The 14,792-nt window shown below is 68.7% G+C and carries 12 protein-coding genes; 8 read left to right on the top strand and 4 right to left on the bottom strand.

The genetic code is table 11. From position 1 onward, the window contains the following. Positions 1 to 351 precede the first annotated feature (351 nt). The 5 genes from ACR4XJ_RS09695 to ACR4XJ_RS09715 all read left to right on the top strand — a co-directional run bounded on the left by ACR4XJ_RS09695 (position 352) and on the right by ACR4XJ_RS09715 (position 5,268). Complete coding sequence (locus tag ACR4XJ_RS09695; protein ID WP_434755023.1) at positions 352 to 786, top strand: FmdB family zinc ribbon protein; 435 nt, start codon at positions 352 to 354, stop codon at positions 784 to 786. 160 nt (positions 787 to 946) lie between these two features. Further along, the gene (gene purB / locus ACR4XJ_RS09700; RefSeq protein WP_434755024.1) at positions 947 to 2,245 is read left to right on the top strand and encodes an adenylosuccinate lyase; all 1,299 of its coding nucleotides are present in this window, start codon (positions 947 to 949) and stop codon (positions 2,243 to 2,245) included. A 66-nt stretch (positions 2,246 to 2,311) separates the two neighbouring features. Beyond that, positions 2,312 to 2,872, top strand: coding sequence for an orotate phosphoribosyltransferase (gene pyrE / locus ACR4XJ_RS09705; protein ID WP_434755025.1), 561 nt, complete (start codon positions 2,312 to 2,314; stop codon positions 2,870 to 2,872). 186 nt (positions 2,873 to 3,058) lie between these two features. After that, positions 3,059 to 4,357, top strand: a complete 1,299-nt coding sequence (locus tag ACR4XJ_RS09710) for a L,D-transpeptidase family protein (protein WP_434755026.1) — start codon at positions 3,059 to 3,061, stop codon at positions 4,355 to 4,357. Then, on the top strand, positions 4,357 to 5,268 hold the full coding sequence (locus ACR4XJ_RS09715; RefSeq protein WP_434755027.1) for a hypothetical protein: 912 nt from the start codon (positions 4,357 to 4,359) through the stop codon (positions 5,266 to 5,268). Before ACR4XJ_RS09710 ends, ACR4XJ_RS09715 begins: the two co-directional genes overlap by 1 nt. A 103-nt stretch (positions 5,269 to 5,371) precedes the next feature. Here ACR4XJ_RS09715 and ACR4XJ_RS09720 read toward each other — a convergent pair whose 3' ends face one another. After that, the gene (locus tag ACR4XJ_RS09720; RefSeq protein WP_434755028.1) at positions 5,372 to 5,713 is read right to left on the bottom strand and encodes a hypothetical protein; all 342 of its coding nucleotides are present in this window, start codon (positions 5,711 to 5,713) and stop codon (positions 5,372 to 5,374) included. Positions 5,714 to 5,828: 115 nt separating this feature from the next. Continuing rightward, positions 5,829 to 7,943 (bottom strand): ribonucleoside triphosphate reductase, encoded by a 2,115-nt coding sequence (locus tag ACR4XJ_RS09725; protein WP_434755029.1) that lies wholly within the window; start codon positions 7,941 to 7,943, stop codon positions 5,829 to 5,831. Positions 7,944 to 8,630: 687 nt separating this feature from the next. Here ACR4XJ_RS09725 and ACR4XJ_RS09730 point away from each other — a divergent pair. The 3 genes from ACR4XJ_RS09730 to ACR4XJ_RS09740 all read left to right on the top strand — a co-directional run bounded on the left by ACR4XJ_RS09730 (position 8,631) and on the right by ACR4XJ_RS09740 (position 10,870). Beyond that, complete coding sequence (locus ACR4XJ_RS09730; RefSeq protein WP_434755030.1) at positions 8,631 to 9,494, top strand: flagellin; 864 nt, start codon at positions 8,631 to 8,633, stop codon at positions 9,492 to 9,494. A gap of 367 nt (positions 9,495 to 9,861) precedes the next feature. Continuing rightward, entirely contained in the window at positions 9,862 to 10,299 is a 438-nt protein-coding gene (locus tag ACR4XJ_RS09735) for a hypothetical protein (protein ID WP_434755031.1), read from the top strand. Between the two features lie 211 nt (positions 10,300 to 10,510). Then, complete coding sequence (locus ACR4XJ_RS09740; protein ID WP_434755032.1) at positions 10,511 to 10,870, top strand: DMT family protein; 360 nt, start codon at positions 10,511 to 10,513, stop codon at positions 10,868 to 10,870. On the opposite strand, the gene ACR4XJ_RS09745 is transcribed toward ACR4XJ_RS09740, so the two are convergent. After that, complete coding sequence (locus ACR4XJ_RS09745; RefSeq protein ID WP_434755033.1) at positions 10,857 to 13,004, bottom strand: sensor domain-containing diguanylate cyclase; 2,148 nt, start codon at positions 13,002 to 13,004, stop codon at positions 10,857 to 10,859. The two genes, ACR4XJ_RS09740 and ACR4XJ_RS09745, sit on opposite strands and share 14 nt — an antisense overlap. A 518-nt stretch (positions 13,005 to 13,522) precedes the next feature. Further along, positions 13,523 to 14,752 (bottom strand): ABC transporter substrate-binding protein, encoded by a 1,230-nt coding sequence (locus tag ACR4XJ_RS09750; RefSeq protein WP_434755034.1) that lies wholly within the window; start codon positions 14,750 to 14,752, stop codon positions 13,523 to 13,525. Positions 14,753 to 14,792: the final 40 nt, after the last annotated feature.

The raw sequence follows: 14,792 nt of genomic DNA on the forward strand, positions 1-14,792 counted from the left end.
TCCGCCGCAAGAACGCCCCGCGCTTCGCGCAACGTGCCCATGCTGGCACGTCGCCCGAGGCGCGTGTGCTTCCTGCGGTGCGGCCCGCCCCACGTGTCCGCGCCTGCCCGCCGCATTGCAAGCGGCATGCACCGGGACGTCGTGGCGGCTCATGCAGCATCCGGAACATATACCTCGCCATGCATGCAGCACCAGGCAGCGGGCATGGCGGTGACCACGCCCCGCCCGCCGCACGGCGCCACGCCGCCGTGCAGGCCGCCCCGTGCTCCATCGCATGGCCTTCCCGTTTGACAACGCGTACGACGCTGTTTAGGCTCGTGCATCACGCGTAGGTTCTGCAAGGAGGGTAGCATGCCCATCTACGAATATCGTTGCAGCGACTGCGAGCAGATCTTCGAGGAATGGCTGAAGACCTTCGACGAAGCCCCCCGCTCCTGTCCGGTGTGCGGCGGCCGCGCCGACCGCATCGTGTCCAACACCAGCTTCGTGCTCAAGGGCGGCGGCTGGTACGTCACCGACTACGGCAACCGCGCGTCCGCCGACTCGCATGCCGGGGCGGGGGCGGAAGCCTCTGCCGGTGACGCCGGGTCTAATGGGTCCAACGGCTCCGGCGGGTCCAACGGATCGGGCGGGTCTAACGGATCGGGCGGATCGGGTGGATCGGGCGGCAGCCCGGACAACGGCGCCGCGTCGGGTACGGCCGCGTCGTCGGGTGAAAGCCCGGCCAAGTGTGCCTCGGCCGCCCCGTCGGGCGGCTGCGCCGCCGCGTCGGCCACGGGCTCGTAGCAACACCGGGGCAGCCAGCAAGGCTGCCCCTTTTCACGACCGGGTCACGGCCCGCGCCGCGCGTCACCGCACGCCGACGCCCCACGCCGGCAACAGACATTCCGGCCGCCCCGGCGGCCCCATGCAACCGCACCAGCACAGCACCAGCAAGGAAGCCGCGATGATCGACCGTTATTCCCGCCCCGAGATGGCCCGCATCTGGACCCTCGAAAACCGCTTCCGCGCCTGGCTGGACGTGGAACTGGCCGTGTGCGAGGCATGGCGCCGCTTGGGCGTCATCGGCGCGGACGACATGCGCGCCATCCGCGAAAAGGCCGACTTCGACGTGGACCGCATCCTGGAAATCGAACAGGAAACCCGCCACGACGTCATCGCCTTCCTCACCGCCGTGGAAGAGAAGGTGGGTCCCCCGGCCCGGTTCATCCACCTGGGCTGCACCTCGTCGGACATCGTGGACACGGCCAACGGCCTGTTGCTGGCCCAGGCCGGGGAACTGATCCTCAAGGGCTTCGAACGGCTGCTGGGAACCCTGGAAACCCTGGCCTTCGCCAACAAGGGCCGCCTGTGCATGGGCCGCACCCACGGCATCCACGCCGAACCCACCAGCTTCGGCCTGAAGATGGCGGGCTTCCACGCCGAGTTCCAGCGCCACGTGGCCCGCTTCCGCGACGGGCTTGAAAGCGTGCGCGTGGGCAAGATTTCCGGGGCCGTGGGCACCTACGCCATGCTCGACCCCCGCGTGGAAGCCATTGCCTGCGAAATCCTGGGCCTGACGGTGGACCCCATCTCCACCCAGGTCATCCAGCGCGACCGGCACGCCCACTTCTTCACCGCGCTGGCCCTGGCCGCCGGCGGCGTGGAACGCCTGTGCGTAGAACTGCGCCACCTGCAACGCACCGAAGTGCTGGAGGCCGAGGAAGGCTTCGCCAAGGGGCAGAAGGGCTCGTCGGCCATGCCGCACAAGAAGAACCCCATCTCGGCCGAAAACATGACCGGCCTTTCGCGCCTGATCCGCTCCAACTCGCTGGCCGCCATGGAAAACATGGCCCTGTGGCACGAGCGCGACATCAGCCATTCCTCTGTGGAACGGGTGATCATGCCCGACTCCACCATCCTCATGGACTACGTGCTGCACCGCCTGTCGGGCCTGCTGTCCAACCTGCGGGTGATCCCCGAAAACATGGACCGCAACCTGTCCGGTTCGTACGGGCTGTACTACTCGCAGCGCGTGCTGCTGGCCCTGGTGGAATCGGGCATGGCCCGCCAGGAGGCCTACGTGATGGTGCAGCGCTGCGCCATGCAGAGCTGGGAAACCAGAAAGCCCTTCCCGGACATGGTGCGGGCCGACGCGGACATCGCCGCGCGCCTCGCCCCCTCCGTCCTTGATGAACTGTTTGATCCCGGCTACTATCTGCGCCACGAAAACCTGATCTTCCAGCGGGTGTTCGGCCGCAGTTGAGGCCAGCACGGGCACGGCCCTGCCGGATTCCGGCGCCATGCGCACCCGCCATCACCAAGGATACCCATGAACGACCTTCGCATCCGCCTGGCCCGCCTGCTTGTGGAAAAATCATATCGTGAGGGCGATTTCACCCTTACCTCGGGCCGCAAGAGCGACTACTACTTCGACTGCAAGCAGACCGCCCTGCACGCCGAGGGCTCGTGGCTCATCGGCTCGCTGTTCAACGACCTTCTGCGCGACGTGCCGGTGGTGGGCGTGGGCGGCATGACCCTGGGCGCGGACCCGCTGATTTCCGCCACCACGGTCATCTCGCACGAGCGGGGCCGCCCGCTGGCGGGCTTCATCGTGCGCAAGCAGCCCAAGGGGCACGGCACCGGCCAGTACGTGGAGGGCCTTGCCAACTTCGCCCCCGGCGACCCGGTGGCCATGCTGGAAGACGTTGTCACCACTGGCGGTTCCCTGTTACAGGCTTGCGAGCGGGTGCAGGCCGCAGGTCTGCGCATCGTGGCCGTGTGCACCGTGCTCGACCGCGAGGAAGGCGGCCGCCAGGCCATCAAGGATGCGGGGTACGACCTGATCTCCATCTTCACCCGCAAGGAACTGGTGGAAGCCGCCCGCTCCTAGACGGATTTTCCGCCCGGAACCACCGGCAGTTCCGGCAGACACAGCGAAAGGCCCCGGCGGCCAGCCCCCACCGGCACCGCGCCACCACGACGGCCAGCGGTCGCTCCCAGGGGGGCACAGGCAAGATATCCGCCGTCCCGACGGATCACCGCGCCCCCGCACGGGGCGCACAGCCCGCGCACCGAGATGCATCGAAGCACCATCCGCGCCCTCCACCGCCTGCTGCCCGCCGCTGCCCTGCTGCTTTCCCTTTTCTGTCCCCTTTCCGCCGCCGCCGACGGCTGGCGCGTGCGCATCCCGGACGACCCCGGCACGCCGCGCCGCCTGGTGGCCGTGGACAAGGAAGACCAGAAGCTGCATATCTACGAACGCCGCAGCCCGCTCAAGCTGGCCGCCAGCTACGTCTGCACCACCGGGCAGGCCACGGGCGACAAGCAGACCGCCGGCGACCTGAAGACCCCCGAAGGCATCTACTTCGTGGTCAACAAGCTGTCCGCCGGGCTGGACATGGAGATGTACGGCGGCATCGCCTACACCCTGAACTACCCCAACCCCGTGGACAAGCTGCGCCGCAAGACCGGCTCCGGCATCTGGATCCACAGCAAGGGGCGCGACATCGTCCCGCGCGAGACCAAGGGCTGCATCGCCCTGAACCGCGCGGACATCGACAAGGCGGGCAAGCTGTTCGCGCCCGGCACGGCCGTGGCCGTGGCGGACGACGTGGGCACCGACGCCTCCCCCTCCAAGGAGGACAAGGCCACCGCGCGCAAGCTGGAAGACAAGGTCAAGGGCTGGGCCAGGGCGTGGGGTTCGCGCTCGCCCGCCATGTTCGACTATTACGACGCCGATGCCTACACCGCCGCGCAGGACGAGTCGTTCGCCGCATTCCGGGGCCAGAAGGAACGCCTGTTCAAGCAACTGGCGTGGATCCAGACCTCCGTTTCCGACGTGCAGGTGATGCAGGGCCCCGGCTACTGGGTGACCTGGTTCAACCAGTACTACCGCGCCCCCAACATGACCACCGAAGGCATCCGCCGCCTGTACTGGCAGCCCGACAGAAAGGGCGAGTACCGCATCGTGGGCATGGAATGGGTGCCCGCCGACGTGGGCATGGAGGCCAACTATCTTGAAACGGTATCGCCGCAGGTCACCGCCTTCGTCGAAAAGTGGCGCAAGGCGTGGGAACGCGGCGACGTGAAGGGCTACATCGCCTGCTACGCCAACGATGCCGAACAGGCCCCGCGCAAGGGCGCATCGTCCATCCGCCAGCAGAAGCAGGAACTGTGGCGCAAGGCCAAGCCCGCCAAGGTCCAGTTGAAGGGCCTGCGCATAGAGGCCGTGGCCGGCGGCGTGCGCGCCGACATGACCCAGGACTACCGCGACGCCACCGGTTACTCCGACCGGGGCGTGAAGACCCTGCTGCTGCGCCAGGACGGCCAGGGCTGGGAAATCGTCAAGGAAGAATGGAGTCCCGCCGCCCGATGATGACCGACGAGAAATACAGCCTGCTGCTCATGCGCGACGACTGCCGCGTGCGTCGCCTGCGCGTGAGCCCCCTGTCCCTGCGGCTGCTCACCATTTCGCTGGTGCTGCTGCCGCTGCTGGCGGCCTTCGGGGTGTGGGCCGGTTTCTCGTTCTGGCAGGCCAACCGGGCGCTGGTGGGCCAGAACCAGTCCCTGGACCGCGAACTGAAGGAAGCGCGGGTGGAACTGGAGCGCCTTTCCAACCTCGAATCGCTGCTGCGCAGCAGCGACCCCGAGGAACTGCGCGCCCTGCTGGGCAGCGCGGCCCTGGCCTCGCCCCCCGTTCCGGCCCCGGACCAGGCCCCCGCCAAACCCGGCGACGCCAACGGCGCGGGCGACGGCGTGGTGGCCGCCCCCGGCCAGACGTCCGCCCAAATATCCGGCCAGACATCCAGCCAACCGGGGGGCGCCACCGCCGACGCGGCCTCCGCCCCTCCCACCCCTCTCAACGGGACCGACGCCCGCGTGCCCGACGCGGCCAGCCAGGCCGTGGCCGCCGCCGTGGCCGACACCCCCGGCGAAGCGCGCGAGGCCCTGAGTACCGGCGAAGCCCGCGTGGACAACCTGGCCGTGCGCCACGGGTCGGGCAAACGGCTGCGCATCAGTTTCGACCTGACCAACCCGGACCCCAAGAAGCAGCTGACCGGCCAGGCCGTACTGTCCGTACAGGCCGCCGACGGACGCACCCTGCCCCTGAAGGTGGAACCGGACACCACCCGCTTCCAGATCTCGCGCTACAAGAAGATCGTCACCTCGGCCCCGTTGCCCGAAGGGCTGGCCCCCGCCGACGCGCAGACCCTGACGGTGGAACTGGAAGCCGAAGGCCGGATCATCTACCGCGAACAGTACCCCGTTCCCGCGCCCGAAAAATAATCCGCCTGGCGGGCCCCCGCCGGACGCACGACCGCCCGGCATACGCGGGGCATGCCGGGCGGCCATTCTCTTCATTCCGTGTGGATACCGTCACCCTCGCGGGTCACTCCCGCAGGGGGGCGTCCCCGCCGTCCGGCCCCACCAGCGGCTGGCGGGCGCCGGGCTCGGCGTCCCGGTCGCGGAATCCCGGTTCCCCATGCCCGTTGCCGTTGCGTCCTTCCGCCGGGCGCACCGCGTCCAGCACTTCGCGCACCGTGTCCAGGGCCTGGCCGCGTTCCTGCGCCAGGCGCTGCCACTTCTTCTTTTCCTTCTTCAACGCCTCCACGGTCTGCAACAGGTCGCGCACGGTGTGCGCCGGGTAGCCCGGCGTGGCGTGCGCGCCCCGGCGCAATTCCTCGTCGTTGCGCTGGCGGATGGCTTCGAGTTGGGTGGCGTTCAGGATCACGGGGTCAGGGGTGGAACCGTGGGCGGTTCCGGTTGGGGACGATTGCGGGTTCGCGGTTGCGGAACCGCGCGGCCCCCGCGCGAACGGGGCGCCGCGCGGCACCTGCCATTTCCTGCTAGTCGGCCGTGGCGGGCTCGGGCAGCCTGGTATCCGCTTCGGTCGCGGGCGCGCCGCAATCGCAGAACGAGCCCATGCCGTATTCCACGCGCTCCCTGTATTCCTGCTGCTTGCCCAGGTTCCAACGGCTCACCGGACGGTAGTAGCCCACCACCCGGGTGTACACTTCCGCTTCCTCCCCGCATTCGGGGCAGTTCAGGTGTTCGCCGCGCAGGTAGCCGTGGGTCTGGCACACCGAGAAGGTGGGCGTGACCGAGATGTACGGGATGCGCGTCTTCTGCATGGCCTTGAGCAGGTAGTTCTTCACGGATGCCTCGTCGGGCGCGGCCTCGCCGAGGAAGGAGTGGAACACCGTGCCGCCGTTGTACAGGGTCTGCAACTCGTTCTGGTGCTCCAGCGCGGCGAACACGTCCTCGGTGAAGCCCACGGGCAGCAGGGTGGAGTTGGTGTAATAGGGCGTATCCCCGCCCGAGGTCATGATGTCTTCGTACAGGGCGCGGTCGATGCGCGCAAGGCGGTAGCAGGTGCCTTCGCCGGGCGTGGCTTCGAGGTTGTACATGTGCCCGGTCTCTTCCTGGAAGCGCACGGTGAGTTCGCGCAGGTGGTGCAGCACGCGCTTCATCAGGCGCAGCCCGGCCTCGGTCTCGATGCCCTTGCCCAGCAGGTTCAGGCACGCCTCGTGCCCGCCGATGAGCCCGATGGTGGAGAAGTGCCCGGCGTAGCCGTTCTTGAGGTAGCGGCGCGAGAACGGGAACATGCCCGCCTCCAGCATCTGGGTGCACAGCTTGCGCTTGAACTCCAGCGCGTCGCGCGCCATTTCCGCGTACTCGGTGATCATGTCCAGGAAGTCTTCCTCGCCCTGGGCCAGGTACGCGAACTTGGGCAGGTTCAGGGTGACCACGCCGATGGAACCGGTAAGGTCGCCCGAGCCGAACAGGCCGCCGGTGCGCTTGCGGATTTCGCGCAGGTCCATCTGCAACCGGCAGCACATGGAGCGCACGTCCTCGGGGTTGAGGTCCGAGTTGATGAAATTCTGGAAGTAGGGCGCGCCGTACTTGGCCGTCATGCGCAGCAGCATCTTGCCGGTGTCGGTGTCCCACGGAAAGTCGGGGGTGACGTTGTAGGTGGGGATGGGGAAGGAGAAGATGCGCCCGTCGGCGTCGCCTTCCAGCATCACCTCGATGAAGGCCCGGTTGAACATCTCCATCTCGGCCGCGTACTCGCCGTAGGTGGAGTCCTGGAACTCGCCGCCGATGATCACCGGCTCATTGGCGATGTGCCTGGGCGGGGCCATGTCCAGGGTGAAGTTGGTGAACGGGCTCTGGCCGCCCCAGCGCGAGGTGGTGTTCAGGTTGTACACCAGCTTCTGCACGCCCTGCTTGACCTCGTCGTAGCTCAGCTTGTCGTGGCGGATGAACGGGGCGAGGTAGGTGTCGATGTTGTTGAACGCCTGCGCGCCCGCCCATTCGTTCTGCAACGTGCCAAGAAAGTTGACGATCTGCCCGCAGGCCGCGTCGAAGTGGCGCGCCGGGGACGCGCAGCAGCGCCCCTTGAGGTTGAAGCCTTCCAGCAGCAGGTCGCGCAGGCTCCAGCCTGCGCAGTACCCGGCCAGGCCGAAGGACAGGTCGTGCACGTGGAAATAGCCATGGGTGTGGGCCAGACGGATTTCCTCGGGGTACTTTTCCAGCACGTAGCGCGCCTGCACCGACCCGGCCATGTGCAGGATGAGCCCCTGGAACGAATGGCCCATGTTGGAGTTTTCGTTGACGCGCCAGTCGGACCGGTCGAGGTAGCTTTCGATCATCCGGGCCACGTCAAGGTAGGCCTCGTTCTGGCTGCGCAGTTCGCGGCGCTTTTCGCGGTAGATGATGTACCGCTCGGCCACGGCGTACAGGCGGGCCTCCATCAGCACGCGCTGGACCAGGTCCTGCACCTGTTCCTGCTCGGGCATGTCCACGCCGTCGAGCTTGGCCTCCACCCGCTGCGCCAGGCGCTTGCCCAGCAGGGGGTCCTTGATGCCGCTGGCTTTCAGGGCCTTGTTGATGGCGTGGGCCACCCGGTCCACGGACCAGGTTTCCACGCGGCCGTCGCGCTTGCAAATGTGTTGGGGCATGGGCAATGGCTCCCGGACGGCGGGCCGACGGATTTCCGCGCGCCAATGGCGCACGGCGGCGGGCCGCCCGTGGTCGGGCGCGTCGCGGGGGTACGTCGGTAACGTCCCCCGGCGCGCGGCGTGTTCCGTGAATCTTCTTGAGTCCGTTCCGGGCATCCGCGTGCCCGTGGCGGCAAGAAGCGCTCCGGCCAGGTCTTCTGGCTCTCCCCCGTCCGGCCCGCCTTCCCGGCGCGGGCGGAACCCGGTGCCAGTGGCGCTGCGGCGGCGGGACGGCGAACGGCGGGGTTCGCGCGCCCGGCCCCGTGGGCGGACGTTGCGCGCCATGCGCGCGGGGATCACAGCGGCGGGACCGCTCCGGTTTCGCACCGGATTCCCTTTGCCGGAGATCCTTGGAAATCTTCGTGGCTGTTTTTCTCGGGTGCGACGCGGCCCTGCGGCGCACGTCGCCAATGCCTTCAGCATGTAGCAAAACCGGATGCCGGGTTCAACAGCCGAACGCGCCGCCGGCGGCCCAAAGCGCCCCGCCATGGCCCGTGGCCCTTGCCGCCCTAGGCGGAAAAAAAGCTCCCCGCCCGGAACCCCGCCCCGCCCGACCCGGCCTGCCCGCCACGGAGTGCGCCCCCGCACGAAACGACGACCAATCCGGAACCCACCCTAAAGCCCACGCGAAATCCGCCGATATGCCTCATGAGGCGTGGTGTATCCACCCGCCGGGGAGCGGACGTGGCCGACAAGTCGCTGAACACCATGCTGGTGGAATATTCGCTGCAACTTTTGCAGCAGGACATGCTGACCAACTCGCTGTTCATGGGCGGGCCCGTCGGCAGGTCGCTGCGCGACATGCTGCTGACCGAAAGCCGGTCGCGGAAGGTTACGGACCCCACCGCCGCCGCGCTCACCGGGCGGTTGCGCTCCGACGCGGCCATGCTGCGCCAGGCATCGAGCAACGTGTCCGAGGCCAAGTCCATCGTGGACCTGGCCAACTCGGCCGCCACGACGATCAACACCGCCCTCGCCCGCATGAAGGAACTGGCCACCGGCGTGTCCACCGGCACCATGGCCTACGCCGCCGTGCAGGCGGAATACGATTCGCTGGCCTCGCAGATCACCCAGACCGTGGCCTCCGCCTCGTACAACGGCATCAGGCTGCTGGACGGTTCGGCCTGGGCCTCGGACGACCGGGTCGCCGCGTCCGGCGGTTCGGGCAACATCGCGATCCAGTCCGGCACCGGCAGCTTCAACCTGGCCCTGTACGACTTCTCGTCGTTCAAGAACGCCTTCGCCAGCACCCAGATTGACACCGCGGGCAAGGCCGCCGCCATGGTCACCACCCTGTCCGGGCACATCGGCACGGTGACCACGGTGGCCGCCAACTACGCCGCGCGCTCCACCAACCTGGACAGCCAGGCCGCGGCGCTGGCGGCGCAGGCCGACATCATGGACACCGCCGCCGCCACCCGCGCCAAGGCCAACGAAAACCGCTCGCTGGAAGAACTGGTGCTGGACCTCCTGCTGCGCGAAACCGGCACCATCGCCGACAAAGAGGCCTGAGCCGCACACGCCCCGGCGCCCTCGCCCTTTCGTCATCGGCAGCGCCACTCTCGTCCGCAACATGGCCGGAAGCGCCCCGGTCACCCGGCCCCGCGCCATTCCTTGCGAACCGCCCTGATATCCCAGGCAGCCCCGCACCGCTCCATTACCGCCGCACTACATGATGTTACGAAACGTAACTTGTGAGCCGCCGCCGTTGACTTCGCACGGCTTCGGCGCGATATGCGCCTCGACGTGCCGGTGTGTCCGGCACGCGCGGCCCCGTCGCTGCTCCCGGCCACTGCCGGAACCACGCGGGACCGCATGTTCACCGGCTTCTGCCGCCCTGCCCGCGGCGCACCCACGGTTTTCATGAAGGAGAACCGACATGCTGAAGAAAACGACCACCCTGTTCGCCTCGCTTGCCCTTGCCGCCGCCGTCGCCCTGCCCGCCCTGCCTGCCCTGGCGGACGACGCCACGCCCCCCGACGGCCGCCCCGGCCTGCGCAAGGAACACAAGGACGACCGCAAGGATCATCGTGATGACCGGCCCGGCCAGCGCATGGAGCGCAAGGATGACCGCCGCGACGACCGGCATGACGGCCGCATGGAACGCAAGGACGACCGGCGTGACCAGCATGACGGCCGCAAGGATGACCGCCATGATCGGAGTGACCGGCGTGACGACCGCAAGGACGGCCGCCCCGGTGATCGCCCCAAAGACGGCCCCAAGGACGGCCCCAAGGGCGGCTCCGACAATCGCCCCGGCGACCACAGGGACGATCGCGGCAACGACCGTCCCGTGCCGCCCGCTGCCGCCGAATAGCATCCGGACGTGCCGTTCCCTGAACGGCGCATGTTGACGACGGACAGGGGCCGCCGACCTTCACCGGTCGGCGGCCCCGCATCGTTGCGGGGTTCCCGCGCGCCCCCGCGCCGCGCCCCCTGGCGGACGTCTTGCCAGCCGCCGCGCACCATGCGAAAAGGCGGCGGCCATGCGGGGCACGCCCCCGCGCACCTCCAACCGGAGCCTTCCCATGCCCGCGCCCTTCGCGCTGCCCGTACCCGTGGTCACCGTCGGCCTGCTGCTGCTCTCCAACGTGTTCATGACCTTCGCCTGGTACGGCCACCTGAAGTTTAGGGCCACGCCGCTCATGGTGGCCATCATGGCGAGCTGGGGCATCGCGTTCTTCGAGTACTGCCTGCAGGTGCCCGCCAACCGAGCCGGATACGGCCATTTCAACGCGGCGGAACTGAAGACCATCCAGGAGGTCATCTCGCTCTCCGTGTTCATGGTCTTCTCGGTGCTCTACCTGGGCGAGCCGATGAAGTGGAACTATCTTGTGGGGTTCGGGATGATCGTGGCAGCCACGTTCTTCATCTTCAAGGAATGGTGAGCAGGGAATCGGCGGCGTCGCCCGTTTCTCGGGCACCGGACAGGTCGCCTGACGGCTCGGCGGCCTGTTCCACCCGGTTGCGGCCTCTCGCCTTGGCCCGGTAGAGCGCCCTGTCCGCCTCGCGCAGCAGCGCGTCGGCCCCGTCGCAGGGAGGGCTTGCGGCCACGCCCAGGCTCAGGGTGACGGAAAGCGGCCCGGCGGCGGTCAGCAGCGGCGCGGCCTGCACGGCCACCCGCAGCCGTTCCGCCACGGCCATGGCCTCTTCCGGGGCGGTGTCGGGCAGCAGCACGGCGAATTCCTCGCCGCCGATGCGCCCCACGGTGTCCACGTCGCGCACCTCCGCCCGGCAGATGGCGCTCAGGGCGCGCAGCACCGCGTCGCCCACGGCGTGGCCCCAAGTGTCGTTGACCCGCTTGAAGCGGTCCACGTCGATGGAGACCAAGGCCAGCGGAGTGCCGTAGCGGCGGTGGCGCTGCACCTCGTGCTCCAGCGCCTCCAGGAACCGCCTGCGGTTGGCCAGCCCGGTCAGCCCGTCGGTGGTGGCCAGTTCGCGCAGCCGTTCCTGCGCCTCGCGGTGTTCGGTGGTGTCGGTGATGATGCCGCAGTAGACGACGCCCGGCCCGTCGGCGCATCCGTCGGGCCCGTCGGCGTGCACGGGCCTGGCCTCGCCCCGCCACCAGCGCACCTCGCCGCCGGGCAGCACCAGACGCCCCTCGAACAGCCAGTCCCCGCGCCGCTCCGCCGCGTCGCGCAGCGAAAGTTCCCACACCGTGCGGTCCGCCGGGTGCACCGGCAGAGCCCGCCAGTCCCGCAGCAGCAGTTCGGGGTCAAGGCCCAATGTCTCGCGGCTGCGCGGGCTGACGTAGGTGAACCGCCGGTCGCCGGGCATCTCGCGCCATTGCAGCACCACCCCCGGCACCGTGGCCGCCAGGGCCCGCAGGCGCGTTTCGCTGGCGCGCAGTTCTTCCACCATGCGCCGGTGGGCGGTGACGTCGCGCCCCACGCCGTAGATCAGTCCCTGCTCGGGCACGAAGGTGGAATTCCAGGATATCCAGCGCCACGATCCGTCGCGGCACAGGTAGCGGTTCTCCACGTTGGTGATCACGCCGCGCTCGCGCAGCAGGTCCATCTCCCCCATGGCGGCGGCCCGGTCCTCGGGGTGCAGCAGCGACACCCACGGGCGGTCCAGCAATTCCTCCTTGGACCAGCCCAGCACGTCCTGCCACGCGGGGTTCATCTCGCGGAGGTAGCCGTCCATGCCGCCCACGCACATCAGGTCGGGCGACAGGCTGAACAGACGCCGCCGGTCCTCCTCGGCGCGCCGGCGGGCGGACACGTCGCGCACGATGCCCGCCACCCGCAGGGGCAGGCCGTCGCCGGCACGCTCCACCACCCTGCCGGTTTCCTGAACCCAGCGCCACGCGCCGTCCGCACTCCGCACGCGGTACTCCGTCTCGTACCGGGGCGAGAACCCGGAAAGATGCCGCCGCCGCGACCGTTCCAGCCCCGGCAAATCGTCCGGGTGGACCAGGGCCCGCCACGACTCCATCATGGGCGCGCACTCCACCCGGCCAAGGCCCAGCACTTCGCCCCAGCGGGTGTCGCAGCCCACCTCGTCGGTGACCACGTGCCAGTTGAAGCTGCCGATGCCCGCGCCGTCCATGACCATTTCCAGGTGCTGTTCGCTGCGGCGCAGGGCTTCCTCGGCCCGGGTGCGGTCGGTGATGTCGTGGATGATGGTGTACAGCAGGACGCGTTGGAACAGCCGCACCGGCACGGAATGCGCCTCGATCTCGCGCACCTCGCCCGAGGCCAGCCGGTGGCGCGAGACGAAGCGCGTCAGCCGCCCCGCGCGCAGGTCGGCCAGTTGCCGGGCCTGCTCGTCGCCAGGCAGCGTGCTGATGGCGTGGACGGTCATGCCGCACAGCACCCCGTCCGGATAGCCGTAGAAGGCGGACGCCGCCGGGTTGGCCTCGATGATGCAGCCCGTTTCCGCGTCCACCAGCAGCATCACCGCCGAATGGTGCCGGAACAGCTGTTCGTACAGCGACACGCCGGGAGACAGGGACGCGGGAAGGCCGCAGGAGCAGGCCGCGGAAGGGCCGGTCACGGGAGCGGCCACGGGAGCGGTCACGGGCTCGGCCGGACCGCCGGGAACAGGCGAGGGGTCGCGCCGGGACTTCCGTCCCCCGCCGCTGCCGATCCCGGGCGTGCCGGGTACCTGCCGCCTGTTGCCATGCGCCATGTGCCGCCCTCCCTCTGCTCCCGTATTCTATGACCTTTCCGGGGAAGATGCGCAAACCCGTTAGAATGGCGCCTGGCGCGGGCAGGCGCCGGATGCGGGCCCGGCGGGGCGGGACACCCCGAAACGCATGGCGCGCGGGAAAGGCCCCTCTCCCGCGCGCCGCAATATGTCACTGCGGGTAATGAACCGTCCAGGGGCTGTTTCCAAATTAGGATTTTCGTTCGTTGGCAAGGAAAATGAGCCTGCCATGAGGGAGTATACTCTTATCGTATTCGACCAAAATGGCAGGCGAAGTTTGACCGCGTTGCGCTCGATGCCCGTAAAGCTCGCAAGCTCGCTTAACGGGCACGCTCCGCGCCCTTCGGGTCGGTCAGCCAACGGATGAAAGGACAATTTAGAAACAGCCCCTATTCCACCATCACGAACCTGCCGCCCTTGACCTGCAACATGACCATGGAATCCTCGCCAAGGCCGTTGTGGTCCTGCGGCCCCAGGTTGAACACGCCGCTCACGCCCACCAGGCCGCTGGTGGCCTCCAGGGCGTCGCGCACCTTCGCTGGCTCCGTGCCCACCTTGCGCATGGCCTCCACCAGCAGCAGCAAGGCGTCCCAGGCGTAGCCGGAGTGGGTGTTGAGGGGGTACTGCGCGTCGTACTTGTACTCGTCGCGGTACAGGCGCACGAATTCGGCGATGACCTTCTTCTGCGGGTCGCTGTCGGGCAGGGCTTCCCAGGTCATCAGCTTGGTGGCGGGCATCAGGTCGCCTTCGGCCGCCTCTCCCGCCAGCCTGATGTAGGCCGGGTCGGGCAGGCCGTGGCATTGCAGCAGGGGCATGGTCAGGCCCAGGGCGTGATGGTTCTTGGACACGATGGACCCGGCGGGGCCGATGGTCCAGCAGATCACCGCCTGCGGCCCCTTGCCCGCCAGCGCGGTGAGCTGGGTCTTCATGTCCACGTCGGTGGGCTTGAACTGCTCGGTGCCCACGATCTCGATGCCGTATTCCGGGGCCAGCGAGCGCAGCCAGCGTTCGCCGTCCTGCCCGAAGTTGTCGCCCGAAAGCAGCAGGGCCACCCTGGTCAGGTCATGCTTCTTCAGGTGGCCCAGCACCTTGCGCACCGCCGTGGACGACCGCTGGGGCGACTTGAAGACGTGGCGGGCGCTGCCGAAGTCCATGTTGCCCACCTTGCCTTCCATGATCACCGGGTCGCCGCCCACGGTCATCACCGTGGGAATGCCGGAGGATTCGATCTGGCGCTTCACGGCCATGCCCTCGTCGGTGCGGGTGGGCCCGATGACGGCCACCACCTTCTCCTCGCTGACGAAGCGCTTGAAGGTCAGCACCGCCTTGGTGGGGTCGCCCTCGGTGTCGCCCAGCACCAGTTCGATGGGCCGGCCGTTGATGCCGCCTTCCTTGTTCACCTTGTCCACGAACATCTGGGCCACCAGCTTGGTGGGGGCGCCCACGGGCGCGGTGGGGCCGGACAGGGCGAAGAACGCGCCGATCTTCACCGGCTCGGCCGCCTGCGCGACGGTGGCGGACAGCGCGGCAAGGAGCAGCGCCACAGGGAACAGCGCGACAGGGAGCAGGGCGGCCACGCCCAGGCGGCGCGCCGCGCGGAACATGCGTGCGAAAGTCATGCGAATCTCCTCTCCCATGCGGCGCATGGGGTGGCGCACG

This window comes from Nitratidesulfovibrio sp. D1 (genome assembly GCF_051133415.1).
Classification (GTDB): Bacteria; Desulfobacterota; Desulfovibrionia; order Desulfovibrionales; family Desulfovibrionaceae; genus Cupidesulfovibrio.

What these genes read in the sequence shown, in the direction of transcription:
- ACR4XJ_RS09695 (WP_434755023.1), top strand. Translation starts at nt 352, where the DNA reads ATGCCCATCTACGAATATCGTTGCAGCGACTGCGAGCAGATCTTCGAG.
- purB (WP_434755024.1), top strand. Translation starts at nt 947, where the DNA reads ATGATCGACCGTTATTCCCGCCCCGAGATGGCCCGCATCTGGACCCTC.
- pyrE (WP_434755025.1), top strand. Translation starts at nt 2,312, where the DNA reads ATGAACGACCTTCGCATCCGCCTGGCCCGCCTGCTTGTGGAAAAATCA.
- ACR4XJ_RS09710 (WP_434755026.1), top strand. Translation starts at nt 3,059, where the DNA reads ATGCATCGAAGCACCATCCGCGCCCTCCACCGCCTGCTGCCCGCCGCT.
- ACR4XJ_RS09715 (WP_434755027.1), top strand. Translation starts at nt 4,357, where the DNA reads ATGACCGACGAGAAATACAGCCTGCTGCTCATGCGCGACGACTGCCGC.
- ACR4XJ_RS09725 (WP_434755029.1), bottom strand. Translation starts at nt 7,943, where the DNA reads ATGCCCCAACACATTTGCAAGCGCGACGGCCGCGTGGAAACCTGGTCC.
- ACR4XJ_RS09730 (WP_434755030.1), top strand. Translation starts at nt 8,631, where the DNA reads ATGAGGCGTGGTGTATCCACCCGCCGGGGAGCGGACGTGGCCGACAAG.
- ACR4XJ_RS09735 (WP_434755031.1), top strand. Translation starts at nt 9,862, where the DNA reads ATGCTGAAGAAAACGACCACCCTGTTCGCCTCGCTTGCCCTTGCCGCC.
- ACR4XJ_RS09740 (WP_434755032.1), top strand. Translation starts at nt 10,511, where the DNA reads ATGCCCGCGCCCTTCGCGCTGCCCGTACCCGTGGTCACCGTCGGCCTG.
- ACR4XJ_RS09750 (WP_434755034.1), bottom strand. Translation starts at nt 14,752, where the DNA reads ATGACTTTCGCACGCATGTTCCGCGCGGCGCGCCGCCTGGGCGTGGCC.